This is a genomic window from Halalkalicoccus sp. CGA53, from assembly GCF_036429475.1.
In the GTDB taxonomy this organism is placed as follows: domain Archaea; phylum Halobacteriota; class Halobacteria; order Halobacteriales; family Halalkalicoccaceae; genus Natronorarus; species Natronorarus salvus.
In genome coordinates, this window is sequence record NZ_CP144125.1 from 1,970,203 (window position 1) to 1,990,948 (window position 20,746).

Here is a 20,746-nt window from a genome sequence, read left to right on the forward strand (position 1 = left end):
GAGCGCACCGCGGTTCGGCCCGGAGGACCGGGCCGCGAGAGGGACATAGCTTATGCCACTGGATCGCACAGCCAGAGCCGTGTCCGAGGAATCGCCGTCGACGGAGCTTCGACTCCCCACCGACACGCAGCAGTTCGCGTTAGTCACCGAGATCCGGGACGGTGGGCACGCGAGGCTTCGCTGTGCCGATCGGATCGAGCGGACCGGGAAGGTGCCCGTCCGGCTCAGAAACCGGGTCTGGATCCGCGAGGGGGATCTCGTGCTGGTCGAGCCGTGGGGCTGGGAGAGCGAGAAAGCCGAGATCGTCTGGCGCTACACCGACCGGAACGCGGAGCGTCTCCGGAGCGACGGCCACGTCTCGCTGTAACGACGAGCGCCGTCGCTGGTCGTGTAGCCTGCGGAAAAATCGGTGAGTCTGTCGGTTATCGGGCGTCGAACGCGGCGCCTACTGGCGCTGGACGTTCGTCGCGCGCGGGCCCTTCGGGGCCTGCTCGATGTCGAACTCTACTTCCGTTCCCTCTTCGAGGTCGGGGCCGCCCACGTCTTCCATGTGGAAGAACACGTCGTCGTCCGCGTCGTCCGTCGAGATGAAACCGTAGCCGCCTGTGTCGTTGAAGAAATCAACCTTGCCTTTCGCCATTGCAACTCAAGGGAGATGAGCCAGGGTAATAAGGCTTCCGCGGGTCGGGCTATCGTGGCACCCGGCGGCGTCGAGCGGGACCGCAGACGGCAGTGAGACGCGAAAGGCGCCACTGGACGGGCGGTTCGTAGGGATCGTAGGAGGTCGTAGTCCCTCGATCGCAGATCGAACAACACCAGTGAGATATCTACCTGAGAGACCCGGGTGGCTACGATGGTCCCTCTCAGTCGTCGGCGAGGCTCGGGTGTGGCGTCGGCTCCTCGTCGTGGGCTTCGGCGAGCCACTCGCACATCGCCTCCCTGGCCGTTTCGGCGCGCGCCCGACGTTCGTCGTCGTCGATCTCCTCGATTCCCGGTGGAACGTCGATCCCACGGTCGGTGAAGTAGCCCTCGGGGACGACCCAGTCGTTGTAGAAGTGGACGTCAGAGTCGTGGATCAGCGTCAGCGCGACCGACGCGCCGTGGCCCGCCGCGATGACCGTCTGGTGGTACTCCTTCGCCATGCGCCCGGCGGCGTAGAGCCCCTCGGGCGTCGTCCTCCCGTCGGCATCGGTCTCGACGAACCCCTTGTTCCCCCGTCGGTCGAGGTCGACGTCGAGCGCCTCCAGGTAGCTCGAGTCCGACCAGGAGGCGACGATCACGTAGGTCGCCTCCAGCGTCGTCCCGTCCTCGCAGACCGCGGTGAACCCCTCCCCGTCGTCGAGCTGGGTGATCCGACCCTCGTGGAACGAACAGCCCGCCCCCTCGGCCTGCGCGCGGGTCATCTCGAGGAAGAGCCGCGGGTCGATCCCCATCGGGAAGCCGGGGTAGTTCTCCAGGTGGGCGTTCCGGCGGAGGATCGACTCGCCGTCGTCCACGATCAGCGTGTCGATCCCCGCGCGCGCGGTGAAAATACCTGCGGTGAGCCCCGCGACGCCGCCACCGACGATCAGCACGTCCTCCGTCTCGTCGTCCATACCCTCCCCTCGGGTCGACCCCGCGTTAAAACTGTGGCTCCCCGGGAGCCGAGAGCGGGTTCGGGACCTCGCTCGTGACGTACTCGTGGCACTTTCCCGCGAGCCGCATCGCCGTCAGCGCCTTGTGCGTCGCGCGATCGGCGAACAGCGCCGCCCGATCTCGTTCGACTCGCTCTCCGGGTATCGACGAGGCCGCGAGCGCCTCGAACGTCTCCGCACACCGCGAACGGGCGAGGGACCAGCACTCGGCCTCCGAGAGCGACGTCGACCGCGAAACCGCGTCGAAGACGGTCGCGAGCTGGTTCTGAAAGAGCGCGTAGTAGAGCTTCTCGTAGAGGTCGATTTCGGTGTCGGCGTCGAGATCCGAGTCGGGATACGGATCGAGTCCGAGACCGTGTACGGAGAGGCGCTCTCCGAGGAGGCGGATCCCGCCGAAATCACGAACCAGGGTCGCGACCGGTCGGCCCTCCTCGACCACGAGGAGCGAGTTCTGTGCGTGTGACTCGAGGGCGATCCCGTAGGTCGTGAGGAGCGCGAGCTGGTCGGGGATCGTCACCTCGAGATAACGCTCGACGAACGACGAGGCCGCGCGTCTCCCCTCCGTTATCCCCTCTGTCTCGGCGAACCGGTCGATCACGTCCCGGACGATCGGGCGGCCGGTCGTGGGTGATCGGGCCGAGAGCGCCGAGACGGCGATCGGCGTCCGCTCCGAACCGACCAGGGGGTGCGAGACGGGGTTCTCCCGGAGCAGCCCCGAGAGGTGGCGGGCGTCGTCGAACGCCTCCCCCTCGGTGTGGACCCCACCCGGCTCGTAGTAGCACGCCGCGGCGGGTTCGTCGAGGGGTCCAAGCGTCTCGAACGCCTCCCGCTCCCGGATCGTCGCGAGCAGCCTCGTCACCCGCGGGCCGTTCGCGACCGCCTGTGGCGAGACCGATCGGACGACGTTCGTCGTCTGGACGTCGACCGCGAGTTTGAGGTGCGGGAGGGCTGTCCCCCCGTCGGTCGGGTACGGGACGACCGTCCGGAGGTTCGAGAGCGGCGTCGCCGGGTGGCTGTAGGGGACGAGGACGATCCTGCCGTCCGCACGCTGCTCCGCGTATCGCTCCGGCAGCACGTGGTGGTACTGCCAGGGGTGGACCGGGATCACGACGTACTCTTCCGAACCGCTCCCGGCAGGGAGCGCCCGCTCGGTGGCCCCCGAGAGCCCGTCGAACGCCTCGAACAGCCGTTCGGTGAGCCCGCGCTCGCCCGAGCGGGAGCACATCGCACACTCGCGTCGGACCGCCGCGAACCGGACGTCGATCGTCGGGGCGAACTCGGGTGCGTAGGAGAGGGACTCGACCGCGCTCATCCCGCGTCGGAGCTTCGCGCCGTAGTGGTACGGATGCCCCTCCGTCGCGAGCCGTTCGAGCGCGGCGCTGGCGTCGGCGCCGGGGAGCGCGGAGAGTCTATCGAGGACCGACGAGGCGTCGCCGACACGGTCGTCGAGGACGGATCGGACGAGCCGTGAGAGCGCGAGGTTCGCGACGCTCTCGTCGAGTTCGTTCCGAACACGCGCCGCCTGCTCGTCGCTCGAGAACGCGCCCTCCGCGACGAGCGGGCCGATCAGCTCCCGCGGGTGGACGAGTCGTTCCCTCCGGTCCGCGAAACAGCGGTAGACGTCGCCGGTGAGTCGCGCTCGACCGTAGCCGTGAGTCGCCTCGACGGCCACCGCGACGGCCGATCCGTTCTCGGGAAGCGGACACACCGTCACCCGATCCGTCTCGGGTACCCGAGAACGAACCGCGCGAACGCACTCGACCCCACCCGAGTGTCCTAGGACCGATGTGATCGGTTCCGGAATCGGACCGCCCACCTGAACCGTGACCGGGTCCACGAGACCGTCGGGATCACCGCGGAGCAGCCCGGTGAGAAACCGGTGGGCGATCTCCCGGCGTGCAGCGGGCAGGAGGGAGAGGTACGCCTCCTCCGGGGGAGATGAGATGTCGTGGACCCGGGCGTAGTACGTCGCTGCGGCGAACGCCTCGCGTTCGGCGTCCGTGGCGAGCCGATCCGGGTCCCCGGTTGCCATCGCCGTGGGTTCGAAAGCGGGCGGCTTATACCCAGGCCATGACGCGGAGACCGAACACTTAGGGTCCAGTCGTCGGTACGGAGGGCGTGGACGAAGTCGAAGTGAGCACGGTGATCAGACTCCCCCCGGAGGAGGTCTACGAGTTCATCGTCGACTTCCCCCGGTACGCCCGCTACTCGAAGCACCTGACCGACGTCAGACAGCACGGCGACGGCACCCCCGGCACCCGCTACGACCTCCGCTTCGCGTGGTGGAAGCTCTCCTACACGGCCCACTCGGAGGTGACGGAGACGGAGCCGCCACACCGCCTCGACTGGAAGCTCGTGAAGGACCTGAACGCCCACGGCTACTGGGCGATAGAGCCGGCACCCGAGGAGGCCCCCGCCGACGGCGAGGCCTCACGGCTCAGCTTGCGAGTCGACTTCGACCCGGAGACGGCGAACTCGGACACGCTCGGCCTCCCCAGGTTCGTCTCGATGGGCTGGGTGATAGACAAGGCGAAACCGCTGATCGTCGAGGAGGCCCAGCGCGTCGTCGAACGGATCGTCGCCGATCTGGAGGGCGAACGACGCGACGTGGAGCTGACGATCCACCGCACGCCGGACTCGATCTAAGTTGGATACTGACTACCGTTCCTCGTAGTCACCGCCGTACTTCATGAAGACGTAGGCGAGGCCGAGCGTCGAGCCCGCGGCGACGACGGTCGCCACGCCGAGCGCCCGCGCCGAATCGGGGAGCGGAACGCCGCCCCCACCGCCGGCCGCTTCCGCCTCGCCCTCGGCTTCCACGGTGTCGATGTCGTCGCCGACGGCGACCCCGCCGAACATGCTCTGTGCGGCGTGGGGCGTACACTCGTAGGCCGTGATCCCGCTCTCCTCGAACGTCTCCTCGAACGTGAACCCCTCCTCGTCGGTCGTGTCGCTCTCGAAGTCGTGATCGCCGTCGATCGTCGAGACGTTGTGAGCCCCGCCCGCGCCGGACCACTCCCAGACGACCGTCGCGCCCTCGTCGATCCAGATCGCCGGCGGATCGAACGAGAGCCCCTCGTCGCCCGCACCGACCGTCACCTGCACCTCGTCCTCACCCCGTTGGTCGGTCGTCCCGTCGAAGTTCGGCGCCTCCTCGACCTCGCTCGGCCAGTCCGGCTCGACATCGCCGTCTGCCTCCTCGCCGTCGTCACCCTCCTCCTCTTCCTCGCCGTTCTCCTCTCCCTCTTCCTCCTCTCCGTTCTCTTCCTCCTCGGCCTCCTCTTCGTCGTCCTCCTGTGCGGCCGCCGGCGTCGCTCCCGCTCCGGCCGCGGCCCCGGCTCCGGTCGCGATCAGGAACGTCCGGCGCGAGAAACGCTCGGTCTCCTCGGTCATAGACGGGCGTTGGGGACCGCCCGTACTGAATATGTTGGTTCCACCTCAGAGGCGGTACTCGTGATCGCCCGTCTCGCTCCCGAGGAACGCCGAGAGCAGGTCGATGGTCGCCTCGATATCGGCGAGGTGAGCCATCTCCGTCACCGTGTGGAGATACCGCGTCGGGATCGAGATGGCGCCGACCGGCGTCGCCCCACCGGGCGTCTGGAAGCCCGCCGTGTCCGTCCCGCCGGCCGGGAGGATCTCGAACTGGTGGGCGATCCCCTCGCGCTCTGCGACCTCGCGGAGCCTGCGGTTCACCTTCGGGTTCGTGATCACGCTCGAGTCCTTCAGCTTGATCGCCGCACCCTCGCCGAGTTCGGTGACGTACTTCCCCGCCTCGAAGCCGGGGACGTCGTTCGCCACGGTCACGTCGAGCGCGATCGCGAGGTCGGAGTCGATGTCCACCCCGAGCGCCCGCGCCCCGCGCAACCCGACCTCCTCCTGGACCGTCGCGGCGAAGTGTACGGTCACGTCGGGGTCGCCGATCCGTCGGGCAGCCTCGATCGTCGCGAGCACGCTCGCGCGGTCGTCGAGCGCCTTCCCCGTCACCGTCTCGCCGACGATCTCCGTCCCTTGTTCCATCGTCACCAGGTCGCCCGGGGAGACGAGGTCGGAGACCGCCTCGCCGTCGAGTCCGAGGTCGATCCGGACGTCCTCGGTCTTCGGCTTCTTCTCCAGGTCCTCGTCGTCCAGCGTGTGCGGTGGCGGCGAGCCGATCACGCCCGGGAGCGAGCCGTCCTCCGCGTGGATCCGCACGCGCTGGGCCTTCAGCACCCGTGGATCGAACCCGCCCAGCGGATCGACCGAGACGAACCCCTCCTCGGAGACGTGGCTCACCATGAACCCGATCTCGTCCATGTGCGCCGCGACCGTCACCTCGTAGTCGGGGTTCTCGACACCGTGAACCGTCCCAACGACGTTGCCCATCGCGTCGGTCCGGATCTCGTCGACCTCGGGCGAGAGCGCGTCCTCGACCAGCGCCCGGACGTCGTCCTCGTAGCCCGGGACGCCGGGCGTCTCCGTCAGATCGGTGAGCAACTCGAAATCGAAGCCTGGAGTGAGCTTCATGGACACCCTCGCCGCCCGTCGTGTATAAACTCGAAGGGTTCGCCCTACACCTCGCGCTCGATCACGTAGCGTGTGAACGCAGAGAGCTCCTCGGCCCGGGCCTCCTCCAGGTCGACCGCCGCGAGGTGCTCGCGGGCGCGTGCGGCGAACGCGAGCGCGCGCTCTCTGGCGTACTCGACGCTCCCCGTCTCCTGGAGCAGCCCGATCGCTTCGTCGATCTCCTCGCGCGTGTTCTCGCTCGCCTGGAGGATCTCCATCAGTCGCTCCCGATCGGCCGCCGGGGCGTTCGCCGCGGCGTGGATCGCGATCAGCGTCCGCTTTCCCTCGCGGATGTCGTTTCCGTAGGCCTTCCCGAACACGCCGTCCTCGGCGATCGTGCTCTCGATGTCGAGGATGTCGTCGCCGATCTGGAACGCGATCGACATCTCCTCTGCGTACTTCGCGACCTCCCGTTCGGTCTCCTCGGGCTGGCCGGTGAGGATCGCGGCGAGGCGGGCGACGATCCGGCCGAGACAGCCCGTCTTGCACGCACACATCTCGAGATACTCCGCCTCGCTCACCTCGGCGTCGGCCGTGTTGTGCCAGTAGATGTCCATCCCCTGGCCGAGGTGGGTGCGGTTCAGTTCGTACATCAGCATCTCGAAGATCGAGAGTCGCGTCTCGGCGTTCAGTCCGGCGGGGTTCGCGCTCACGACCTTCAGTGGGAGGAAGTACATCGCGTTGCCCGCGTTGAGCGCGACGTCGGTCCCGAACCGGTGGTGGAGGGCGGTCTCGCCCCGGCGCTTCGTCGCGCCGTCCTCGACGTCGTCGACGATGATCGTCCCGTTGTGGAGGATCTCCGGGATGCAGGCGTAGGGGAGGTACTCGTGTGGGTCGGCGCCGAAGCCGTCGATCAGGAGGAGCGTGACGACCGCCCGCCAGCGCTTTCCGCCCCGGTCCAGCAGGTCCCAGATCGGGTCGGCGAGCGCCGCCTGGAGCGCTACCGAGTCGTAGCGGTGACTCGCCGGGCCGAAGTAGCGCTCGAGGTACGCCTCGTCGATCTCCCGCGGCAACAGCTCCTCGATGGCTGCGTCGACGATCGGCTGCCACTCCGCCAGCACCTCTCGCATACCCGGGGTTCACCATCCCCCGTGAAAAACCTTCGTTCACACCCCGACGCCCGCCGTGCCTGCCCTCGAAACCCGCTCCGGGTTCTTCCGGGTTTCAGAACGTTTTTGCCCCGCGCGGCGACAGGTCCCCCATGGTCGACAGAGACGAACTCCGCCAGCAGTTCCACGACGCGTTCTCCGGCGCCGACTACCCGGTGAAGAACCAGATGGACCTCGTCCCGGCGCTGCCGAACGGCCCGGCGACGCGATTCGATTCCGGCGACTTCTCGATGACCGCGATGGAGCTCGCGACGAAACTCGGCGGCCACCAGGAGTTCCCGTACGAGGACCCCGACAGCCTCGTCGACGACGTGATGGACGCCCTTGACGAGCAGGGCGAGATCTAGCCCCGCTTCTCGAGGTCCACGGCTCCGAGGCGAGCCCTCTATCGATCCGCCGAGCACCGCGAGGACCGGGAGAGCATCCGGTACGTGGCGGCCGCGATGACCGCAACGTGAACAGCGAAGTCCCTCCGCCCGGAACGGGGGTCTCATGCGTGCGTTCTTCGCGATGCCGCGAGAGGAGCTCCTCTTCGGCCTCCTCGTCGCCTCGATCCATGCCGGCCAGCACCTCTTTCTCAGGCTCTTTCCCCCGCTCATCCCGATACTCGTCGTCGATCTGGACGCCTCGCTCTGGCAGCTCGGCCTGCTCGTCTCCGTCTACATGTTCGCGGGCGGGCTCTTCCAGGCACCGATGGGCGTCCTCTCCGACCGGTACGACCGCCAGTATCTCCTGGTTCCTGCCTTCGTCGCGATGGGGATCGGCTACCTCGTATTCGTCCTCGCGCCGACCGCCGGCGCGCTGCTGCCGGAGCTCACGCTCTGGGGGCAGACGTTCGACGGCTCGTACCAGGTGATGGCGCTCGGGATGTTCACCGCGGGCGTCGGCTACAGCGCGATCCACCCCGTCGGCTACCCGCTCATCTCCGCGAACGTCGCCCCCGAGAACAAGGGGAAGGTGCTCGGGATGTGGGGCTCCGCCTCGAAGGTCGGTGACGCCGGCGCGCCGCTGCTCGTCGGCGTGTTCATCCTGCTGTTCACCTGGGAGTCGATTCTCGTCGGCGTCAGCCTCTTCGGCTTCGCGTTCGCCCTTGCCCTCCTCGTCGTCTTCGGCTCCGGACGGTACGAGACCCGCCCGCCGTCGAACGACGAGGAGGGTTCGGAGGGGGCGGACGTCGACTGGCGCTCCTCTCCCCGGAGCTTCCTCTTCCCGATGGCCGCGGTCGTCCTGAGCTTCTTCTTCATCCTCTTCGCCGGCAACGGGCTGATGACCTACACTCCCGTGTTCGTCTCCGACGTCTACGGCTACTCGCTGTCGGTCGCCGGCGTTGACCTCGCACCCGCGTCGGTCGCCAACTTCTACTTCGGGCTGTTGCTGATCAGCGGGGCGCTCTCCCAGCTCGTCGTCGGGGGCGTGACCGACGTCTACGACCACCGGACCGTGCTCGTGACGCTGCTCGGCGTCTCGGCCGTCGGTCTGCTCGGTCTCGCGGCGCTTCCCCTCTCCCCGCTCTTGCTCGCGGGCGCGTTCGTCCTCCTCGGGGTCACGCTGTTCGGGCTGAACCCCGCTCGCGACGCGCTGATCAGCGACATCACCCCCGCGGCGTACGAGGGCCGGACGTTCGGCTACATCTGGACGCTCGCGCTCGTCGGCAGTTCCGTCTACCCCGTCGTCATCGGCTACATCGCCGACACGATGGGGTTGCGCACGAGCTTCGGCGTGCTCGCGGTCGGTGCTGTCGGCGGACTCCTCTGTATCGCGGCGCTGTTCAGCCCCCGCGTCTACCGGGAGTCGAGACACGGGACGGCCGAGGCGTAGGCGGAGACCGGTCGATCCACACCCGTCTTCCCGACGGGGACTCCTACTGCGATTCGAAATAGGTATGGCGCTCCCGGCGACACGCCACCTCATGACGCAGTGGATCGGAGAGACGTTCACCAGCGACGCGGGATGGACTCTCCTCACCGAACTCGTCGACATCGGGAACCGGATGGCAGGGAGCGAGGGCGAAGACGAGGCGGCCGATCGGGTCGAGGAGGCGCTCTCGGCGGCGGGTGCCCGAAACGTCCGCAGCGAGGCGTTCGACATCCAGGGCTGGGAACGTGGATCGAGCGAGATTCGGGCAGGGGAGACGGCCCAGAACTGTATCGCCCTCCCACGCAGCCCCAGCGAGGAGGCGTCGGGCGAGCTGGTCGACCTGGGCTACGGTCTCCCTGCCGACTTCGAGGAGGCGGAGATCGAGGGGAAGGTGGTGATGTGTCGAAGCGACATCCCGAACTACTACGACCGCTACATCCACCGACGAGAGAAGTACTACTACGCGGTCTCCGGCGGTGCGGCGGCGTTCGTCTACAGGAACCACGTCGAAGGCTGTCTCCCACCCACCGGGAGCGTCGGCACCGCCGAGGACCCGATCGGGGACGTCCCGGCGGTCGGCGTGAGCACCGAGGTCGGCGCTCGGCTCGCCCGCCGGTTCGAGGGCGAGGAGATCTCGGTGACGGTCGACGCGGAGATCGACGACGCGACGAGCCGGAACGTCCACGCCGAACTGGGTCCGGAGACGGAGAAGCGGGTGCTCGTGACGAGCCACCTCGACGCTCACGACATCGCCGAAGGCGCCATGGACAACGGTGCCGGGACGGCGATGGTCGTCGAGATCGCGAACGCGCTCGCGTCGCGCGAAGACGACCTGGACACCCGCGTCGAGTTCGTCGCCTACGGCGCGGAGGAGGTCGGTCTCGACGGCTCGAACTACCACGCCGAGCGGACCGACCACGACTCGATCAAGGCGATCCTGAACAACGACGGCGTCGTCCGGGGCCGGACCCTCGAGTTCACCACCCACGGGTTCGAGGAGCTGGGTGAGGCCGCAGAACGCGTCGGAGAGCGCTTTTCCCACCCGGTGCAGACGAAGCCGACGATGGGGCCACACAGCGATCACTGGCCCTTCGTCACCTGGGGCGTTCCGGGCTACCACGTGATGAGCGACACGGGCGAACTCGGCCGCGGGTGGGGTCACACGTTCGCCGACACGCTCGACAAGGTGGAGGTCCGCACGCTGCGAGAGCAGGCGGTCCTCCTGACGGACCTCGTCGTGGACCTCGCGAGCGAGGGGTTCTCCGTCGAGCACAAGACACCAGAGGAGATCGCCGGGGCACTGGAGGACGAGCGCCAAGCCGAGGGGATGAGGGTGATCGGCGACTGGCCGTACGAGTCATAGGGATCGGTGTCGTCCCTTCCCGGTGATCGACACCCTCTCGGTCGACCACCGGTAATCGGTTACAACGGCCCCTATCAGAGACCGCAGTCTTTTCGCCCCCGCGCTTCGGAGGTGAGGGCATGACCGCGTGCGAGGAGGGCGTTGCCGTCGGGATCGTCGGGGCGAGCGAGCCGAGCGAGCTCGCCGAGGCGCTCTCGCGACGGGACGAGACGTACCTCGTCGGGGACGCCGAACGCGTGTGCCCCCGGGCACGGGAACTCGTCGTCGCCGTCGGGAGGGAGGCGCTGCTCGCGGTCGCGAACGAACGACCGGGGGTGCCCGTCCTCCCCGTGGAGACGGGCAGAGGGGTGACGTCGATCGACCGCGTCGAGGTGCCGACGGCGCTCGACGCAGTCTTCGACGGCGATCGGGAAGAACGACGACACCCGCTGTTCTCGGTCGAGGTCGGAGGCGAGTCGGTCGGGAGTTCCTTCGGCGACGTGACGCTAGTGACGAGCGAGCCCGCCCGCATCTCGGAGTTCGCGATCGACCACGGCCGACGCGTCGCGACGGTGCGTGCCGACGGCGTCGTGATCGCGACGCCCGCGGGCAGCGCGGCCTACGCGACGGACGCGGGCGGTCCGGTGCTCGCTCCCGGGATCGACGCTGTGAGCGTCGTGCCGATCGCCCCGTTTCACACCCGTGACCGGCGGTGGATCCTCGACCCCGAACACCTCTCGGTCTCGGTGCTTCGCGACGAGGAGCGGGTCTCGCTCCGCTGTGACGGCTCCGAACGGGCGACGCTCACGCCCCCCGACCGCCTCACGCTCACCCGCGAGGCGACGGTCCGGACCGTTCTCCCCCGTGCCGATCAGAAACACTCTAATGGACCTACGTCCGATACTCGGCCATGATACCGTTGCTGCTCGACCCGGACCCGGCGCTCGCGCCGTTCATGGGGTTCGTCCTGTTCGGGCTGGTGCTCGTCAACCTCGCGACCAGGCACCTCGCACACCGCTCGCACGTGGAAGCCGCCGACGAAGGGGGCGAAGACGGCATCGAGCGCCACCGGATCCACGAGCTCTCGAACGTCGTCCTCGTGCTCGCCGGGCTCTACTACGCGACGATCGACGTGTTCTTCGGGGTCCTCTTCTCGGTGGTCGCCATCGGGCTGTTCGTCACCGACTTCTTCGAGTTCGAGACCCGCAGGGTCGAGGCGCGAAACGACCGGCCGATCGGCACCCCCAGGGCCGCCATCGCCGCGTCGGTCCTGTTGCTGCTCTACGCCATGTACGTCGCCTTCTTCTTCCTCGTCGCGCCGTACTGGAACGCGATCGTCTGATCCGCGTCCGATCACTCCTCCCGGCTCCGCGATCGCCACTCCTCTACCAGCAGCCCGGACCGGTGGAGATCGAGGTACTCGCCCTCGACGAACGGTGGACCGGGCATACGGGTCGAGGTTCGGACCCGAGGCACCTAACTCCCCCAGACCGCCGTCGATCTTACGAACGTTCAGGAGTCGGGGAGTCGGACGCACCGTAGACACCCGGGGACGATCGATCTCCGCTCGGACTGGCTCCGGGGCGCTCGCCGCCGCCGCCGTCACGACGCTCCTCGTCGGAACGTTCCTCGGTGGACGACCCGGTGCCGGGGAGTGTACCGTAGCCCCTGGAGTGGGCCTCGCGGTCGCGAGCGTCTCCTCTCCGACGGCGTCGCCCGCCTTCGAGTGAGAGCGGCCACCGATCGCTTACACCTCCGGCGACCACTCGCAGGCGTCGCCCACGGGCAGTTCGTGCGCCTCGACGTAGACCGAGAGACAGGCGTAGTTACAGAAGTAGGTCGGCGAGCCACAGCGATCGGTGCAGTCGCGCACACAGATCGGGTCGTGGTGGAAGAGCCGCGACCCACAGTACGCACACGTCTCGTTCGCGTCAGGGGTTTCGACGCTGGTGGACATATCGGTAGAGTAGCGAGGAACCGATGAAACCGTTTCGTCGGAGAGAGCGATACGGGACGTATCGGAGCCGAAACCCGTCTCACTCCGCGCGCTGGCGCTCGTCCCAGGCGCGTCGGCCCTCGCGGAAGGCGGGGACCAGCACCCAGAAGGTGATCGCGCCGATGAGCGCGAAGTAGAGCGCGATGTCGCCGACCACGATCAGCGCCTCGCCGTAGGTCCCGAGGTCCTCCTCGGGTCGGGGTGCGATCAGCTGGGTGCCGCCGAAGCCCTCGGTCCGGTACCAGGAGGCCACGGTGAACCAGACCATGCCGGAGCCGGTGAGGATCGCGAGCCCCTTGATGAACTCGTCAGCCATTACCGGGTCCTTCGTCGGACCGCTCTTTAGGTTTTCTCATCTCCTCGGCCTCGAACCGGGTCGAAAAGGCGTAGACAGCCGACGCCCCGACGATGAGTCCCAGCCCGAGCAGGGCGAGCGGGAGGCTGATCTCCTCGAGATCCGCGGTCGCCCGGTTGGTCGCCGCGTCGAGGACGACGAACCCCCCGACGACGCCGAAGACGGCGATCAGCGTCGAGAAGACGGTCACCGCCTTGTAGATCCGCATCGGGACGGCCACGGACCGTGAGCGCGGACCCTCGCCTTCGACCGCACCGTCGGCGCTCTCCGGGGACCGTTCGCTCTCGACCGTCGGCTGCTCGGAAGAGTTCATCAAACTACCGCGGCGGCCGCAGGCGGTAGTACCGCTTGTTCAGCTCGTACATGTAGCCCTCCTGCATCGTCTTCAACACCGCGTAGGCGATGAAGAAGGCGACCACCGGGAGGATGAACGAGAGCGCGAACAGCAGGTCGATCGTCATGATCGCGATGAACTCCGCGACGATGTTCTGGATCGGGACGATCGCGATGGTGATCGCGAAGACGACGCCCGCGACGCCGAGCGCCGCCCAGAACGGCTCTTCGACCGGCCGGCGTGCCGAGCCCTTGTTCAGGAACGGCACCATGGCGATGAAGCCGACGACGACCAGGTTCGCGAGCACGCCGTAGACGCGATCCGAGACGATCTTGTCGCCACCGAGGATCGCCAGGTTCGGGTTGATCGGGTCGAGATGCAACAGTCCAAACGACCAGTAGAGATACCAGTCGGGGAGGATCACCGGCGGGGTGTTCGAGGGGTCCGCCGGGTCCGGCAGGTGCGGCGGCAACGCCGCGGCGACGAAGAACATCATCCCGAGGAAGAAGCTCGTGATCGCCAGGTTTCGGATCGTCTCGTGGGGCCAGGTCGGAAAGGCGAGTACGTCGCGTTCGACGTAGTCGGAGCCCTGTCTGAGCACCTGATCCTCGTAGCGCGCCCGCTCGAAGTACTCGTAGGTGAGCCGCGAGAGCCCCTGCGTTCTCGCCTTCCGGTCGTGCCAGGTGGGCGTCTCGTCGTCCGGCGGGACGTTCGCCGGCAGCCCGCCGTCGGTCTCGGGGGCCTCGCCCCCGTCGGTTCTGGCGTCGTCGGTGGTGTCTCTCTCGGTCATGATCAGTGTGGCTCCGCGATCCCCTGCATCCAGACGATCCCCACGTGGATCGCGATCAGCGCGGTGACGACGAACGGCAGGATGAACACGTGGAGGATGTACATCCGCTGGATCGTCGGCTCTCCGAGGGTAAACCCGCCGAAGACTAACTGGGCGGTCCACTCTCCGATCAGCGGGATCGACAGCGCCATCTCGACGCCGATCTGACCCGCCCAGTACGACAGCTGGCTCCAGGGCAGCAGGTAGCCCGTGTAGCCGAAGACCATCGTCAGGCTGATCAGCACGATGCCGAGCAGCCAGTTCAGCTCCCGGGGCTCTTTGTACGCGCCCGTGAAGTAGACCCGCAGCATGTGCAAGAACACCGCCGCGGTCATGATCTGGGCGGACCAGCGGTGTAAGCTCCTGAGGAACGACCCGAAGTTCAGGTCGATCATGATCGTCTGGGCGACGTGAGCGTAGGCGACGTAGGCGTACTCGGGGTGTTCGGCCGTCGACGGCGAGTAGTAGAAGCCGAGGATTCCCCCCGTAACCGCCGCGACGATGTAGGCGAGGATCGAGAAGAACCCGAGCGAGTAGAGCGGATACCAGTACCAGAACTTGTTGTCGAGGTTATACTGCTCGGTGTGGCTCTTGGGCATCTGGAGGTTGATCTTGTAGTACATGTCCTCCATCAGCTCGAGGTAGTCGACGATCCGGAGCCGTTTGTCGAGGTACATCAGCCCGTAGAGATAGCCCTCCTCGATCGGCGAGAGGTCGCGCTCGTCCATCCAGGCCCGGTTGTCGAGCTCGTCGCGTGGTTCGAGGCTCATAGGTCGTCGTCCTCTCTGGGCAGTGAGACGAAGCTCTGTTCGAGGATCGTGAACGGGTCGTAGACCGACTGGTGACACTGGCAGTAGATCTCGTCACCGGTGCCGAACTGCATCGACTCGCGGGTCACCTTCCAGCCGGGGATACAGCAGAAGTGCGTACAGGTGTTGTAGACGGCGATGAACCCCTCGTCGGTGCTCGCCTCCATCCACTCGTCGTTCGCCGCGGCCTCCTCGATCCGCTCGCTCCTGATGATCAGGACCGGGATCGTATCGGCTGAGCCGACGTCGTCGCCCTCCGACCGCCAGCGGGCGTTCGCGGGCTTCCCGATACCGGAGGTCCCGATGTCCTGCTCTGCCTCCCAGTCCATGTAGTCGTCGAAGTCGTCGACGTGGATCCGGTCGCCCGCCTCGACGTCCGACTGCTGCCACTCGTACTGGGTCAGATCGGAGTAGTGGAAGTAGTCGTCCTGGTCGGCCGTCGGCGCGAGGCCGGGAACCGTCTGGCCCCCACAGTAGTGGAACCACTCGGAGGAGTACTCGATGCCGCCGAGTTCCTCCTCGGCGATGACGACCGTCTCGCCCTCGACCTCAATCTCCTCGGTCTCGGGCCAGATACCCTCCAGATACCCCTCGTCGTCGACCCGGAGGGGGATCTGTGGCATCCCGTTCGGTGCGGGGCCGTCGACGAGCTCGGTGCCCATGAAGTTCCTGACACCGCCGCCGACGGGCGACGGGGGCGTCGAGGTGTTCACGGCCGCGGCGCCCGAGGCGCCGAAGCCGGCGACGGCGGCCGCGCCGACGACTCCCTTCACGAACCGTCGGCGATCGGATTCGACTGGATACTTGTCTTCGTCTGCCATGATTACCTCTTGTGATACGGGTAGACCGCTCGCTTCACGTGCTCCCAGGCACCGTCCCAGTACTCCCCGCCGTCGGCCTGGTCCCCACGGACGTAGAGGTCCTCCCACTTCCGCCGTCGTTTCTTCACGATCATCACGTCCGGGAGGAACTCCTTCCGGTAGAGCACCAGGATGAACGCGAGGTTGATGAAGATCGCCGCGAGCAACAGTCCGAGGTAGATGTTCCCGGCCTGCGTGGTGCCCCACGCGCTCACGAGCCCGTAGGTGAAGACGCCGACGAACACCACCTCGATGATCGTCAGGACGACGATCGCGATCGCGGCGACGGTCGACTCGCGTGCCGGCTCGTACCGGTGGATGTCGCCGTAGGAGCTTCCGGAGGAGCTCATCAGTTACCCCCCTTCGCGTTCGGCGACTCGCCGTACTTGAGCGTGTAGAACGTGAAGATCAGCGAGACGACGATCGCGAGGATCGCGCCGACGCCGACGTAGTGTTCGCGGATGTCCACGCCCATGTCCGTCGGCTCCATCGCGCCCGGTCCCTCTGCCGCCTCGACGGTGTCGATGTCGTCGCCGACGGCGACGCCACCGAACATGTTCTGGGCGTCGTGGGGAAGGCAGTGGTAGAACGTGATCCCGCCCTCCTCGAACGTGTGCTCGAAGGTGAAGCCGGCCTCGTCGGTCGTCTCGCTCTCGAAGTCGTGGTCTCCCTCGACCGTCTCGACGTTGTGAGCGCCGCCCTCGCCGGTCCACTCCCAGACGACCGTCGCTCCCTCGTCGATCCAGATCGCCGGCGGGGCGAACTGGAGCCCGTCGCCGGCACCGACGTCGACGACGACCTCGTCCTCCCCGCGGAGGTCCTCGGTCTCGCTGTAGTTCGGCGCGTCGGTCACCCCCTCCGGCCAGTCGGGCGCCTCCTCCTGGGCGGCGGCCGTCCCGGTGCCGGCCGTGAGCCCCGCGCCCGCGGCGGCGGCTCCACCGGCTACGCCGCCGCTTGCACGCATAAATTCCCGTCGGTTCATACACGAAAAGCTCAGGACCGTGCTCGCTTAAACCCACCGATGGGCGGGCATTCACTCGCCCTCCTCGGGCTCCGAGACCGCCTCCATCGGCACCAGTTTACCCCCCTCTACCGGGACGAACTCGGGCCGCTCGGGCGAGTGGACGTGCGCCGCGCGCAGCCGGTCGCGGTACTCCACCGCGCGGAACCGATCGGAGAGACGGGCGTTCGCCACCGTGATGAAGAGAAAGAGACTGCCCACGAGGAAGATCCCCCCGAGGACGAACGGGATCAGTCGCGTCCCGATCGCTCCCCCCGAGAAGACCGACGCGAGGATCATCCCCAGCCCGGAGAGCCCGAGCCCGAACGCGAGCACCTGGAGCATCTTGTTCCCCAGGTCGCCGGTCCCCTCGGGCACCTCCTCGGGGCTCGGCAGCTCCCAGTCCTCCGGTGGCTCCTCCACCTCGTAGTCGTCCATCGAACAGAGCGCGACGCTCGGCTTGACGTCCCGGACGACGGTTCCGGTTCCCTCGACCGCGCCGTCGGGATAGACGATCGCGTATCCCTCGTCCGAGTACGCGAGCAGGTGTGGCTCGTCCTCCTCGAGACGCTCGAGTACCGCGAAGACGTCGCGATAGGCGATCCGACGCTGCAGGTCGCGTTCGACCCGGTCGATCAGCTCCTCCCCCGTAATCCAGGAGTCGTGGTCGAACGCCGCCTCCCACCCTTCGAGGCCGAGCTTCTCCATCTCCCGGGGGCCGAACGACTCGAAGTCTCCCTCGGAGAGCTCCGCGCTCGCCGCTCGTTCGGCCTTCCCCCGGCGCTCTCCCCGCGCGGAGTCGGCGGCCTCGGACCCCGACGAGGGGTTGGCGTCGCTCATCGCGCTCCCCTAGGGTCGGCAGCCTCAAACCAGTTGTGACACGGCCGGAGTCGGGCCGTTTAACGCCGATGGCTCCGTAGCTCGGGCGATGACGAGCGAGTTCTTCTGGGCGACGGCCGCCGTCGTCTGTGTGACCGCGAGCTTCCCCTTCTACCTCTACGGCGCGAAGATCGTCCTCGACGCCGAGACGGTCACCTGGACGGTGCTCACCCGTCACCTACGGTACATCGTCACCGGGCTCCTCCTCACCGGCGGGCCGGTCGTCCTCTGGATGGCCCCGCGGATGTTCGACGAGCTGACCGGCTTCGCCGCGATGCACATCGTCGCCGGGCTCCAGGCGTACGCCTTCCTGCTGTTCGCGCTGACCGGTATCGTCCGGATCTTCCAGGCGAAACGTCGACACAACCTCTACCACGAGCCCGACCCCGCGGTCGAGATCGACGACCTCCACGAGAACATGTCCGCCTGGCGGTTTCGCCTGCGCGTCGGCGTCGCCGGCTACGTTCTCTGCTGGCTACTCGCCTACGTACTCGGGATGATCCGCTACGTGCTCCGGTATCCCGTCCTCTAGCTGTTGAAGGGCTCCTCGTCGCGGTGGTTGTCGGGGTTCTCCTCCTCTCTGGCCGCCCGCTCTCGCTCCTCGGAGTGGCTGACGTCGGTGTCGTCCTCGCGAGCCTCGCGGGCGACCTCGCGCTCCTCGTCGGCCTCCTCCTCGTCTCCCTCGTGTGCCAGTTCGACGTCGCGTCCGTGGTCGTCGTCGGTCATCGGATCGGGGTTCGAACCGAAGCCCGAAAGGCCTTATGTACGCACCCCACACCACCGATCGACGGCCCGCCGCGTCGAGACCGCGGGCGGGCACACCCAGGACGACGACAGGCAGATGACGACACACGACACCCACGCCGACCCGGAGACGAGCATCCGACCCGAAACAGCCGACGAACGGGAGTTCTTCGACGGGGCGTTCTCCGTCCTCGCGAACGGCCGACGCCGCCACGCGCTGTCGGTGCTCAGAGAGCACGGGACGGTCAGCCTCGCCGACCTCGCCGACGAGGTCGCCGTCCGCGAGCGCTCGCTCCCGCTCGCGGAGATCCCGGCGGAGGCGGTCGCGGACCTCTACATGACGCTCTATCACCGACACGTCCCGCTGCTCGCCGAGGAGGGGTTCGTCGAGTACGACCAGGAGACGGACACGGTCCGTGGGACCGAGAGCGTCCCCTCGATCGATCCGTATCTCGATACCGAGGGCGAGGACTGATAGGGATCATCGTAGGAGTTCGTAGTTCCTCGATTTCGAATCGAACGACACCGATGAGACGTGTGCCTGAGAGCTCCGGGTGGCTACGATGATCCCTATGAGAGGGATCGGCAGAGCTGTCCATCGTTTCGCGTCGCTGTGTCGGGGATCGAACGATATGGTGTGCTGCGTACAGCGCTCGTCCCTCGCAGGTCCCCACGCTCCCCTCTTCACGAGCGGTGCACGCTGCGGAACGGCGATATAGTTCGAACGCCTAGTCGGTAGGCCGAAGAACGATGCAAACGGTCGCCTCTGCGGACGGGACACCGATCGCCTACGAACGGACGGGAAGCGGACCACCGCTCGTGCTCGTCCACGGAATGGCCGGCAATCACGCGCGGTGGGAACTGTTCGAGGTCCGGTCCAAGTTGGCGAACCACGCGACGGTCTACGCGATGGACCGACGCGGTCACGGCGAGAGTGGCGACGCCGAGGAGTACGCTCTCGAGAGGGAGTTCGAGGACGTGGCCGCGGTCGTGGATTCGATCGACGATCCGGTGACCCTCCTCGGGCATTCTCACGGCGGTCTCTGCGCTCTGGAGGCGGCTCTCCGAACCGACAACCTGCACACCCTCGTCGTGTACGAACCCGCAGGACCGTGGGAGATACCCCACCTCTACTCCGAGGAGGTGTACGAGGAGTTGAAAGCGCTGGTGGAGGACGGCGAGAACGAGCGAGCGCTCGTGCTATTTCTGCGCGGGGGCGTCGACCTTCCGGAGGCACAGATCGACGAACTCAGAACGGCGCCCAACTGGTCGGCCCGCGTGGACGAGGCACGGACGCTGGCTCGCGAGTACCGAGCGCCCGTGACCTACGCGTTCGAGCCCGAGCGGTTCGCGGACGTGACGACACCGACCGTACTGTTAGTCGGTAGCGAGAGCCCGGAATGGGTGAAGAACGCGACGGAGGCACTCGACGACGCGCTACCGAACAGCCGGATTTCGAGCCTGGAGGGGCACGGACATCTGGCGATGAACACCGCGCCGGAACTCTTCATCGACGAGGTGCTCACGATCGTACGAGAAGGCCACTGCGGGTGAACGGGGAGAAGGCGTGTCGCTGAAACGGACTCCTCCCGGAACCTGTCCCCTCCGTCCGTCAGTCCCGTCTCGATGGAGTTCCGACCGTCGCGGTAGAACGCGCGAGGACGTCCGCAGATCTCCGATCACCACGGCTCGCCGCTCGCCAGATCCACCTCGCCGTCGAGCCGCGACGACGGGCAGACGTCCTCCAGCACGCACGACCCGCAGTCCGGGCTCCGCGCGGAACAGACCGCCCGGCCGTGGCTGATACAGAGGTGGGTGAACTCCTTCCAGCGCTCGCGCGGGACGAGTTCCATCAGCTCCCGCTCGATCGCCTCGGGTGTCTCCCGTTCGGTCAGCCCGAGCCGACGCGAGAGCCGCATCACGTGCGTGTCGACGACCACGCCCTCGACCACCTCGTGGCCGTGCTGGAGGACGACGTTCGCGGTCTTTCGACCCACCCCGGGGAGGTCGGTGAGCTCGCCCATCGTCTTCGGCACCTCGCCGTCGTGTTCCTCGGCGATGATCGCACACGCCTCGCGGACGTACTCCGCCTTGTTGTTGTAGTAGGTGACGGAGCTGAGCGCCTCCGCCATCTCCGCCTGCGGGGCGTTCGCGTACTCCTCGGGTGTGCGGTAGGTCGCGAAGAGCTCCTCCGTGACCTCGTTCACCCGCTCGTCGGTACACTGTGCGGAGAGGATCACGGCGATCAGCAGTTCGAGTCGGTTCGAGAAGTCGAGGGAGATCGTCGAATCCGGGTACTCCTCCTCCAGGCGTTCGACCACGACCGCGATCTGTCCCTCACACGTGTCGAGCGGGCTTCCCATGGGGGAGCCTTCGCTCGCGCGTGTTTGAGCGGTTCGGTTCGGCCGGGACCGGACAACGCAGTACTTATGCGAGCATCGGACGGGGGTCGACGT

General features: G+C 67.3%; 27 protein-coding genes. 10 read left to right on the forward strand and 17 right to left on the reverse strand.

Translation table 11 applies throughout. The features are described from left to right. Positions 1 to 79: 79 nt before the first annotated feature. On the forward strand, positions 80 to 367 hold the full coding sequence (locus V2L32_RS11735; protein WP_331232580.1) for a translation initiation factor eIF-1A: 288 nt from the start codon (positions 80 to 82) through the stop codon (positions 365 to 367). Positions 368 to 445: 78 nt separating this feature from the next. Here the strand turns inward: V2L32_RS11735 and V2L32_RS11740 are convergent, their stop codons facing one another. From V2L32_RS11740 to V2L32_RS11750, 3 genes are all read right to left on the reverse strand, one after another. After that, entirely contained in the window at positions 446 to 640 is a 195-nt protein-coding gene (locus V2L32_RS11740) for a cold-shock protein (RefSeq protein ID WP_331232581.1), read from the reverse strand. Positions 641 to 863: 223 nt separating this feature from the next. After that, a complete protein-coding gene (locus V2L32_RS11745; RefSeq protein ID WP_331232582.1) occupies positions 864 to 1,595 on the reverse strand; it encodes an NAD(P)/FAD-dependent oxidoreductase in 732 nt (243 codons plus the stop codon). 25 nt (positions 1,596 to 1,620) lie between these two features. Continuing rightward, positions 1,621 to 3,666: an IucA/IucC family protein gene (locus tag V2L32_RS11750; protein ID WP_331232583.1), complete on the reverse strand. Its 2,046-nt coding sequence runs from the start codon at positions 3,664 to 3,666 to the stop codon at positions 1,621 to 1,623. 86 nt (positions 3,667 to 3,752) lie between these two features. On the opposite strand from V2L32_RS11750, the gene V2L32_RS11755 reads away from it, so the two are divergent. Next, positions 3,753 to 4,280: a type II toxin-antitoxin system RatA family toxin gene (locus V2L32_RS11755; protein ID WP_331232584.1), complete on the forward strand. Its 528-nt coding sequence runs from the start codon at positions 3,753 to 3,755 to the stop codon at positions 4,278 to 4,280. Positions 4,281 to 4,292: 12 nt separating this feature from the next. On the opposite strand, the gene V2L32_RS11760 is transcribed toward V2L32_RS11755, so the two are convergent. Genes V2L32_RS11760 through V2L32_RS11770 form a run of 3 tightly spaced genes read right to left on the reverse strand, consistent with a single transcriptional unit; the run spans position 4,293 to position 7,246 of the window. After that, entirely contained in the window at positions 4,293 to 5,027 is a 735-nt protein-coding gene (locus tag V2L32_RS11760; RefSeq protein WP_331232585.1) for a halocyanin domain-containing protein, read from the reverse strand. 45 nt (positions 5,028 to 5,072) lie between these two features. Next, a complete protein-coding gene (locus tag V2L32_RS11765) occupies positions 5,073 to 6,137 on the reverse strand; it encodes a M42 family metallopeptidase (RefSeq protein ID WP_331232586.1) in 1,065 nt (354 codons plus the stop codon). A gap of 44 nt (positions 6,138 to 6,181) precedes the next feature. Next, a complete protein-coding gene (locus V2L32_RS11770) occupies positions 6,182 to 7,246 on the reverse strand; it encodes a polyprenyl synthetase family protein (RefSeq protein ID WP_331232587.1) in 1,065 nt (354 codons plus the stop codon). 131 nt (positions 7,247 to 7,377) lie between these two features. Between V2L32_RS11770 and V2L32_RS11775 the strand changes: the two genes are divergently transcribed. The 5 genes from V2L32_RS11775 (at position 7,378) to V2L32_RS11795 (ending at position 11,826) form a co-directional block, all read left to right on the forward strand. Further along, the gene (locus tag V2L32_RS11775; RefSeq protein ID WP_331232588.1) at positions 7,378 to 7,632 is read left to right on the forward strand and encodes an MTH865 family protein; all 255 of its coding nucleotides are present in this window, start codon (positions 7,378 to 7,380) and stop codon (positions 7,630 to 7,632) included. Positions 7,633 to 7,777: 145 nt separating this feature from the next. Next, positions 7,778 to 9,103 (forward strand): MFS transporter, encoded by a 1,326-nt coding sequence (locus V2L32_RS11780; protein ID WP_331232589.1) that lies wholly within the window; start codon positions 7,778 to 7,780, stop codon positions 9,101 to 9,103. A gap of 91 nt (positions 9,104 to 9,194) precedes the next feature. Beyond that, positions 9,195 to 10,505 carry a M28 family peptidase gene (locus V2L32_RS11785; RefSeq protein WP_331232591.1) on the forward strand — a complete coding sequence of 437 codons (1,311 nt, stop codon included), beginning with the start codon at positions 9,195 to 9,197 and terminating at the stop codon, positions 10,503 to 10,505. A gap of 119 nt (positions 10,506 to 10,624) precedes the next feature. Beyond that, positions 10,625 to 11,398 carry an NAD(+)/NADH kinase gene (locus V2L32_RS11790; protein WP_331232593.1) on the forward strand — a complete coding sequence of 258 codons (774 nt, stop codon included), beginning with the start codon at positions 10,625 to 10,627 and terminating at the stop codon, positions 11,396 to 11,398. Then, on the forward strand, positions 11,395 to 11,826 hold the full coding sequence (locus tag V2L32_RS11795) for a DUF7313 family protein (protein ID WP_331232594.1): 432 nt from the start codon (positions 11,395 to 11,397) through the stop codon (positions 11,824 to 11,826). The genes V2L32_RS11790 and V2L32_RS11795 overlap by 4 nt, the downstream gene beginning before the upstream one ends. A 405-nt stretch (positions 11,827 to 12,231) precedes the next feature. Here V2L32_RS11795 and V2L32_RS11800 read toward each other — a convergent pair whose 3' ends face one another. The 9 genes from V2L32_RS11800 to V2L32_RS11840 form a co-directional block, all read right to left on the reverse strand. Next, entirely contained in the window at positions 12,232 to 12,441 is a 210-nt protein-coding gene (locus V2L32_RS11800) for a hypothetical protein (protein WP_331232595.1), read from the reverse strand. Positions 12,442 to 12,520: 79 nt separating this feature from the next. Beyond that, positions 12,521 to 12,796 carry a DUF7314 family protein gene (locus V2L32_RS11805; protein WP_331232596.1) on the reverse strand — a complete coding sequence of 92 codons (276 nt, stop codon included), beginning with the start codon at positions 12,794 to 12,796 and terminating at the stop codon, positions 12,521 to 12,523. After that, positions 12,789 to 13,148, reverse strand: a complete 360-nt coding sequence (locus V2L32_RS11810; protein WP_409348368.1) for a DUF7315 family membrane protein — start codon at positions 13,146 to 13,148, stop codon at positions 12,789 to 12,791. The genes V2L32_RS11805 and V2L32_RS11810 overlap by 8 nt, the downstream gene beginning before the upstream one ends. A gap of 4 nt (positions 13,149 to 13,152) precedes the next feature. Beyond that, positions 13,153 to 13,959 carry a cytochrome b family protein gene (locus V2L32_RS11815; RefSeq protein WP_331232597.1) on the reverse strand — a complete coding sequence of 269 codons (807 nt, stop codon included), beginning with the start codon at positions 13,957 to 13,959 and terminating at the stop codon, positions 13,153 to 13,155. Between the two features lie 2 nt (positions 13,960 to 13,961). Next, a complete protein-coding gene (locus tag V2L32_RS11820) occupies positions 13,962 to 14,768 on the reverse strand; it encodes a cytochrome b (RefSeq protein ID WP_331232599.1) in 807 nt (268 codons plus the stop codon). Beyond that, complete coding sequence (locus V2L32_RS11825) at positions 14,765 to 15,628, reverse strand: ubiquinol-cytochrome c reductase iron-sulfur subunit (RefSeq protein ID WP_331232601.1); 864 nt, start codon at positions 15,626 to 15,628, stop codon at positions 14,765 to 14,767. Before V2L32_RS11825 ends, V2L32_RS11820 begins: the two co-directional genes overlap by 4 nt. 2 nt (positions 15,629 to 15,630) lie before the next feature. After that, complete coding sequence (locus V2L32_RS11830; RefSeq protein WP_331232602.1) at positions 15,631 to 16,017, reverse strand: DUF7318 family protein; 387 nt, start codon at positions 16,015 to 16,017, stop codon at positions 15,631 to 15,633. Then, positions 16,017 to 16,649: a halocyanin domain-containing protein gene (locus tag V2L32_RS11835; protein WP_331232603.1), complete on the reverse strand. Its 633-nt coding sequence runs from the start codon at positions 16,647 to 16,649 to the stop codon at positions 16,017 to 16,019. Before V2L32_RS11835 ends, V2L32_RS11830 begins: the two co-directional genes overlap by 1 nt. A gap of 51 nt (positions 16,650 to 16,700) precedes the next feature. Continuing rightward, positions 16,701 to 17,507: a tripartite tricarboxylate transporter TctB family protein gene (locus V2L32_RS11840; protein ID WP_331232604.1), complete on the reverse strand. Its 807-nt coding sequence runs from the start codon at positions 17,505 to 17,507 to the stop codon at positions 16,701 to 16,703. A gap of 88 nt (positions 17,508 to 17,595) precedes the next feature. Between V2L32_RS11840 and V2L32_RS11845 the strand changes: the two genes are divergently transcribed. Then, positions 17,596 to 18,078, forward strand: a complete 483-nt coding sequence (locus tag V2L32_RS11845; protein WP_331232605.1) for a DUF7321 family protein — start codon at positions 17,596 to 17,598, stop codon at positions 18,076 to 18,078. Here V2L32_RS11845 and V2L32_RS11850 read toward each other — a convergent pair. Beyond that, positions 18,075 to 18,272 (reverse strand): hypothetical protein, encoded by a 198-nt coding sequence (locus V2L32_RS11850; RefSeq protein ID WP_331232606.1) that lies wholly within the window; start codon positions 18,270 to 18,272, stop codon positions 18,075 to 18,077. The two genes, V2L32_RS11845 and V2L32_RS11850, sit on opposite strands and share 4 nt — an antisense overlap. Positions 18,273 to 18,387: 115 nt before the next feature. Between V2L32_RS11850 and V2L32_RS11855 the strand changes: the two genes are divergently transcribed. Further along, positions 18,388 to 18,765: a DUF7344 domain-containing protein gene (locus V2L32_RS11855; protein WP_331232607.1), complete on the forward strand. Its 378-nt coding sequence runs from the start codon at positions 18,388 to 18,390 to the stop codon at positions 18,763 to 18,765. Between the two features lie 275 nt (positions 18,766 to 19,040). Beyond that, a complete protein-coding gene (locus tag V2L32_RS11860) occupies positions 19,041 to 19,844 on the forward strand; it encodes an alpha/beta fold hydrolase (RefSeq protein ID WP_331232608.1) in 804 nt (267 codons plus the stop codon). A gap of 125 nt (positions 19,845 to 19,969) precedes the next feature. Here V2L32_RS11860 and nth read toward each other — a convergent pair whose 3' ends face one another. Next, a complete protein-coding gene (nth, locus tag V2L32_RS11865; protein WP_331232609.1) occupies positions 19,970 to 20,653 on the reverse strand; it encodes an endonuclease III in 684 nt (227 codons plus the stop codon). Positions 20,654 to 20,746: the final 93 nt, after the last annotated feature.

Bases quoted from the DNA above. Each gene is read 5' to 3' on its own strand.
- V2L32_RS11740 (WP_331232581.1), bottom strand. From the start codon at position 640: ATGGCGAAAGGCAAGGTTGATTTCTTCAACGACACAGGCGGCTACGGT.
- V2L32_RS11745 (WP_331232582.1), bottom strand. From the start codon at position 1,595: ATGGACGACGAGACGGAGGACGTGCTGATCGTCGGTGGCGGCGTCGCG.
- V2L32_RS11750 (WP_331232583.1), bottom strand. From the start codon at position 3,666: ATGGCAACCGGGGACCCGGATCGGCTCGCCACGGACGCCGAACGCGAG.
- V2L32_RS11760 (WP_331232585.1), bottom strand. From the start codon at position 5,027: ATGACCGAGGAGACCGAGCGTTTCTCGCGCCGGACGTTCCTGATCGCG.
- V2L32_RS11765 (WP_331232586.1), bottom strand. From the start codon at position 6,137: ATGAAGCTCACTCCAGGCTTCGATTTCGAGTTGCTCACCGATCTGACG.
- V2L32_RS11770 (WP_331232587.1), bottom strand. From the start codon at position 7,246: ATGCGAGAGGTGCTGGCGGAGTGGCAGCCGATCGTCGACGCAGCCATC.
- V2L32_RS11775 (WP_331232588.1), top strand. From the start codon at position 7,378: ATGGTCGACAGAGACGAACTCCGCCAGCAGTTCCACGACGCGTTCTCC.
- V2L32_RS11780 (WP_331232589.1), top strand. From the start codon at position 7,778: ATGCGTGCGTTCTTCGCGATGCCGCGAGAGGAGCTCCTCTTCGGCCTC.
- V2L32_RS11785 (WP_331232591.1), top strand. From the start codon at position 9,195: ATGACGCAGTGGATCGGAGAGACGTTCACCAGCGACGCGGGATGGACT.
- V2L32_RS11790 (WP_331232593.1), top strand. From the start codon at position 10,625: ATGACCGCGTGCGAGGAGGGCGTTGCCGTCGGGATCGTCGGGGCGAGC.
- V2L32_RS11795 (WP_331232594.1), top strand. From the start codon at position 11,395: ATGATACCGTTGCTGCTCGACCCGGACCCGGCGCTCGCGCCGTTCATG.
- V2L32_RS11800 (WP_331232595.1), bottom strand. From the start codon at position 12,441: ATGTCCACCAGCGTCGAAACCCCTGACGCGAACGAGACGTGTGCGTAC.
- V2L32_RS11805 (WP_331232596.1), bottom strand. From the start codon at position 12,796: ATGGCTGACGAGTTCATCAAGGGGCTCGCGATCCTCACCGGCTCCGGC.
- V2L32_RS11810 (WP_409348368.1), bottom strand. From the start codon at position 13,148: ATGAACTCTTCCGAGCAGCCGACGGTCGAGAGCGAACGGTCCCCGGAG.
- V2L32_RS11815 (WP_331232597.1), bottom strand. From the start codon at position 13,959: ATGACCGAGAGAGACACCACCGACGACGCCAGAACCGACGGGGGCGAG.
- V2L32_RS11820 (WP_331232599.1), bottom strand. From the start codon at position 14,768: ATGAGCCTCGAACCACGCGACGAGCTCGACAACCGGGCCTGGATGGAC.
- V2L32_RS11825 (WP_331232601.1), bottom strand. From the start codon at position 15,628: ATGGCAGACGAAGACAAGTATCCAGTCGAATCCGATCGCCGACGGTTC.
- V2L32_RS11830 (WP_331232602.1), bottom strand. From the start codon at position 16,017: ATGAGCTCCTCCGGAAGCTCCTACGGCGACATCCACCGGTACGAGCCG.
- V2L32_RS11835 (WP_331232603.1), bottom strand. From the start codon at position 16,649: ATGAACCGACGGGAATTTATGCGTGCAAGCGGCGGCGTAGCCGGTGGA.
- V2L32_RS11840 (WP_331232604.1), bottom strand. From the start codon at position 17,507: ATGAGCGACGCCAACCCCTCGTCGGGGTCCGAGGCCGCCGACTCCGCG.
- V2L32_RS11845 (WP_331232605.1), top strand. From the start codon at position 17,596: ATGACGAGCGAGTTCTTCTGGGCGACGGCCGCCGTCGTCTGTGTGACC.
- V2L32_RS11850 (WP_331232606.1), bottom strand. From the start codon at position 18,272: ATGACCGACGACGACCACGGACGCGACGTCGAACTGGCACACGAGGGA.
- V2L32_RS11855 (WP_331232607.1), top strand. From the start codon at position 18,388: ATGACGACACACGACACCCACGCCGACCCGGAGACGAGCATCCGACCC.
- V2L32_RS11860 (WP_331232608.1), top strand. From the start codon at position 19,041: ATGCAAACGGTCGCCTCTGCGGACGGGACACCGATCGCCTACGAACGG.
- nth (WP_331232609.1), bottom strand. From the start codon at position 20,653: ATGGGAAGCCCGCTCGACACGTGTGAGGGACAGATCGCGGTCGTGGTC.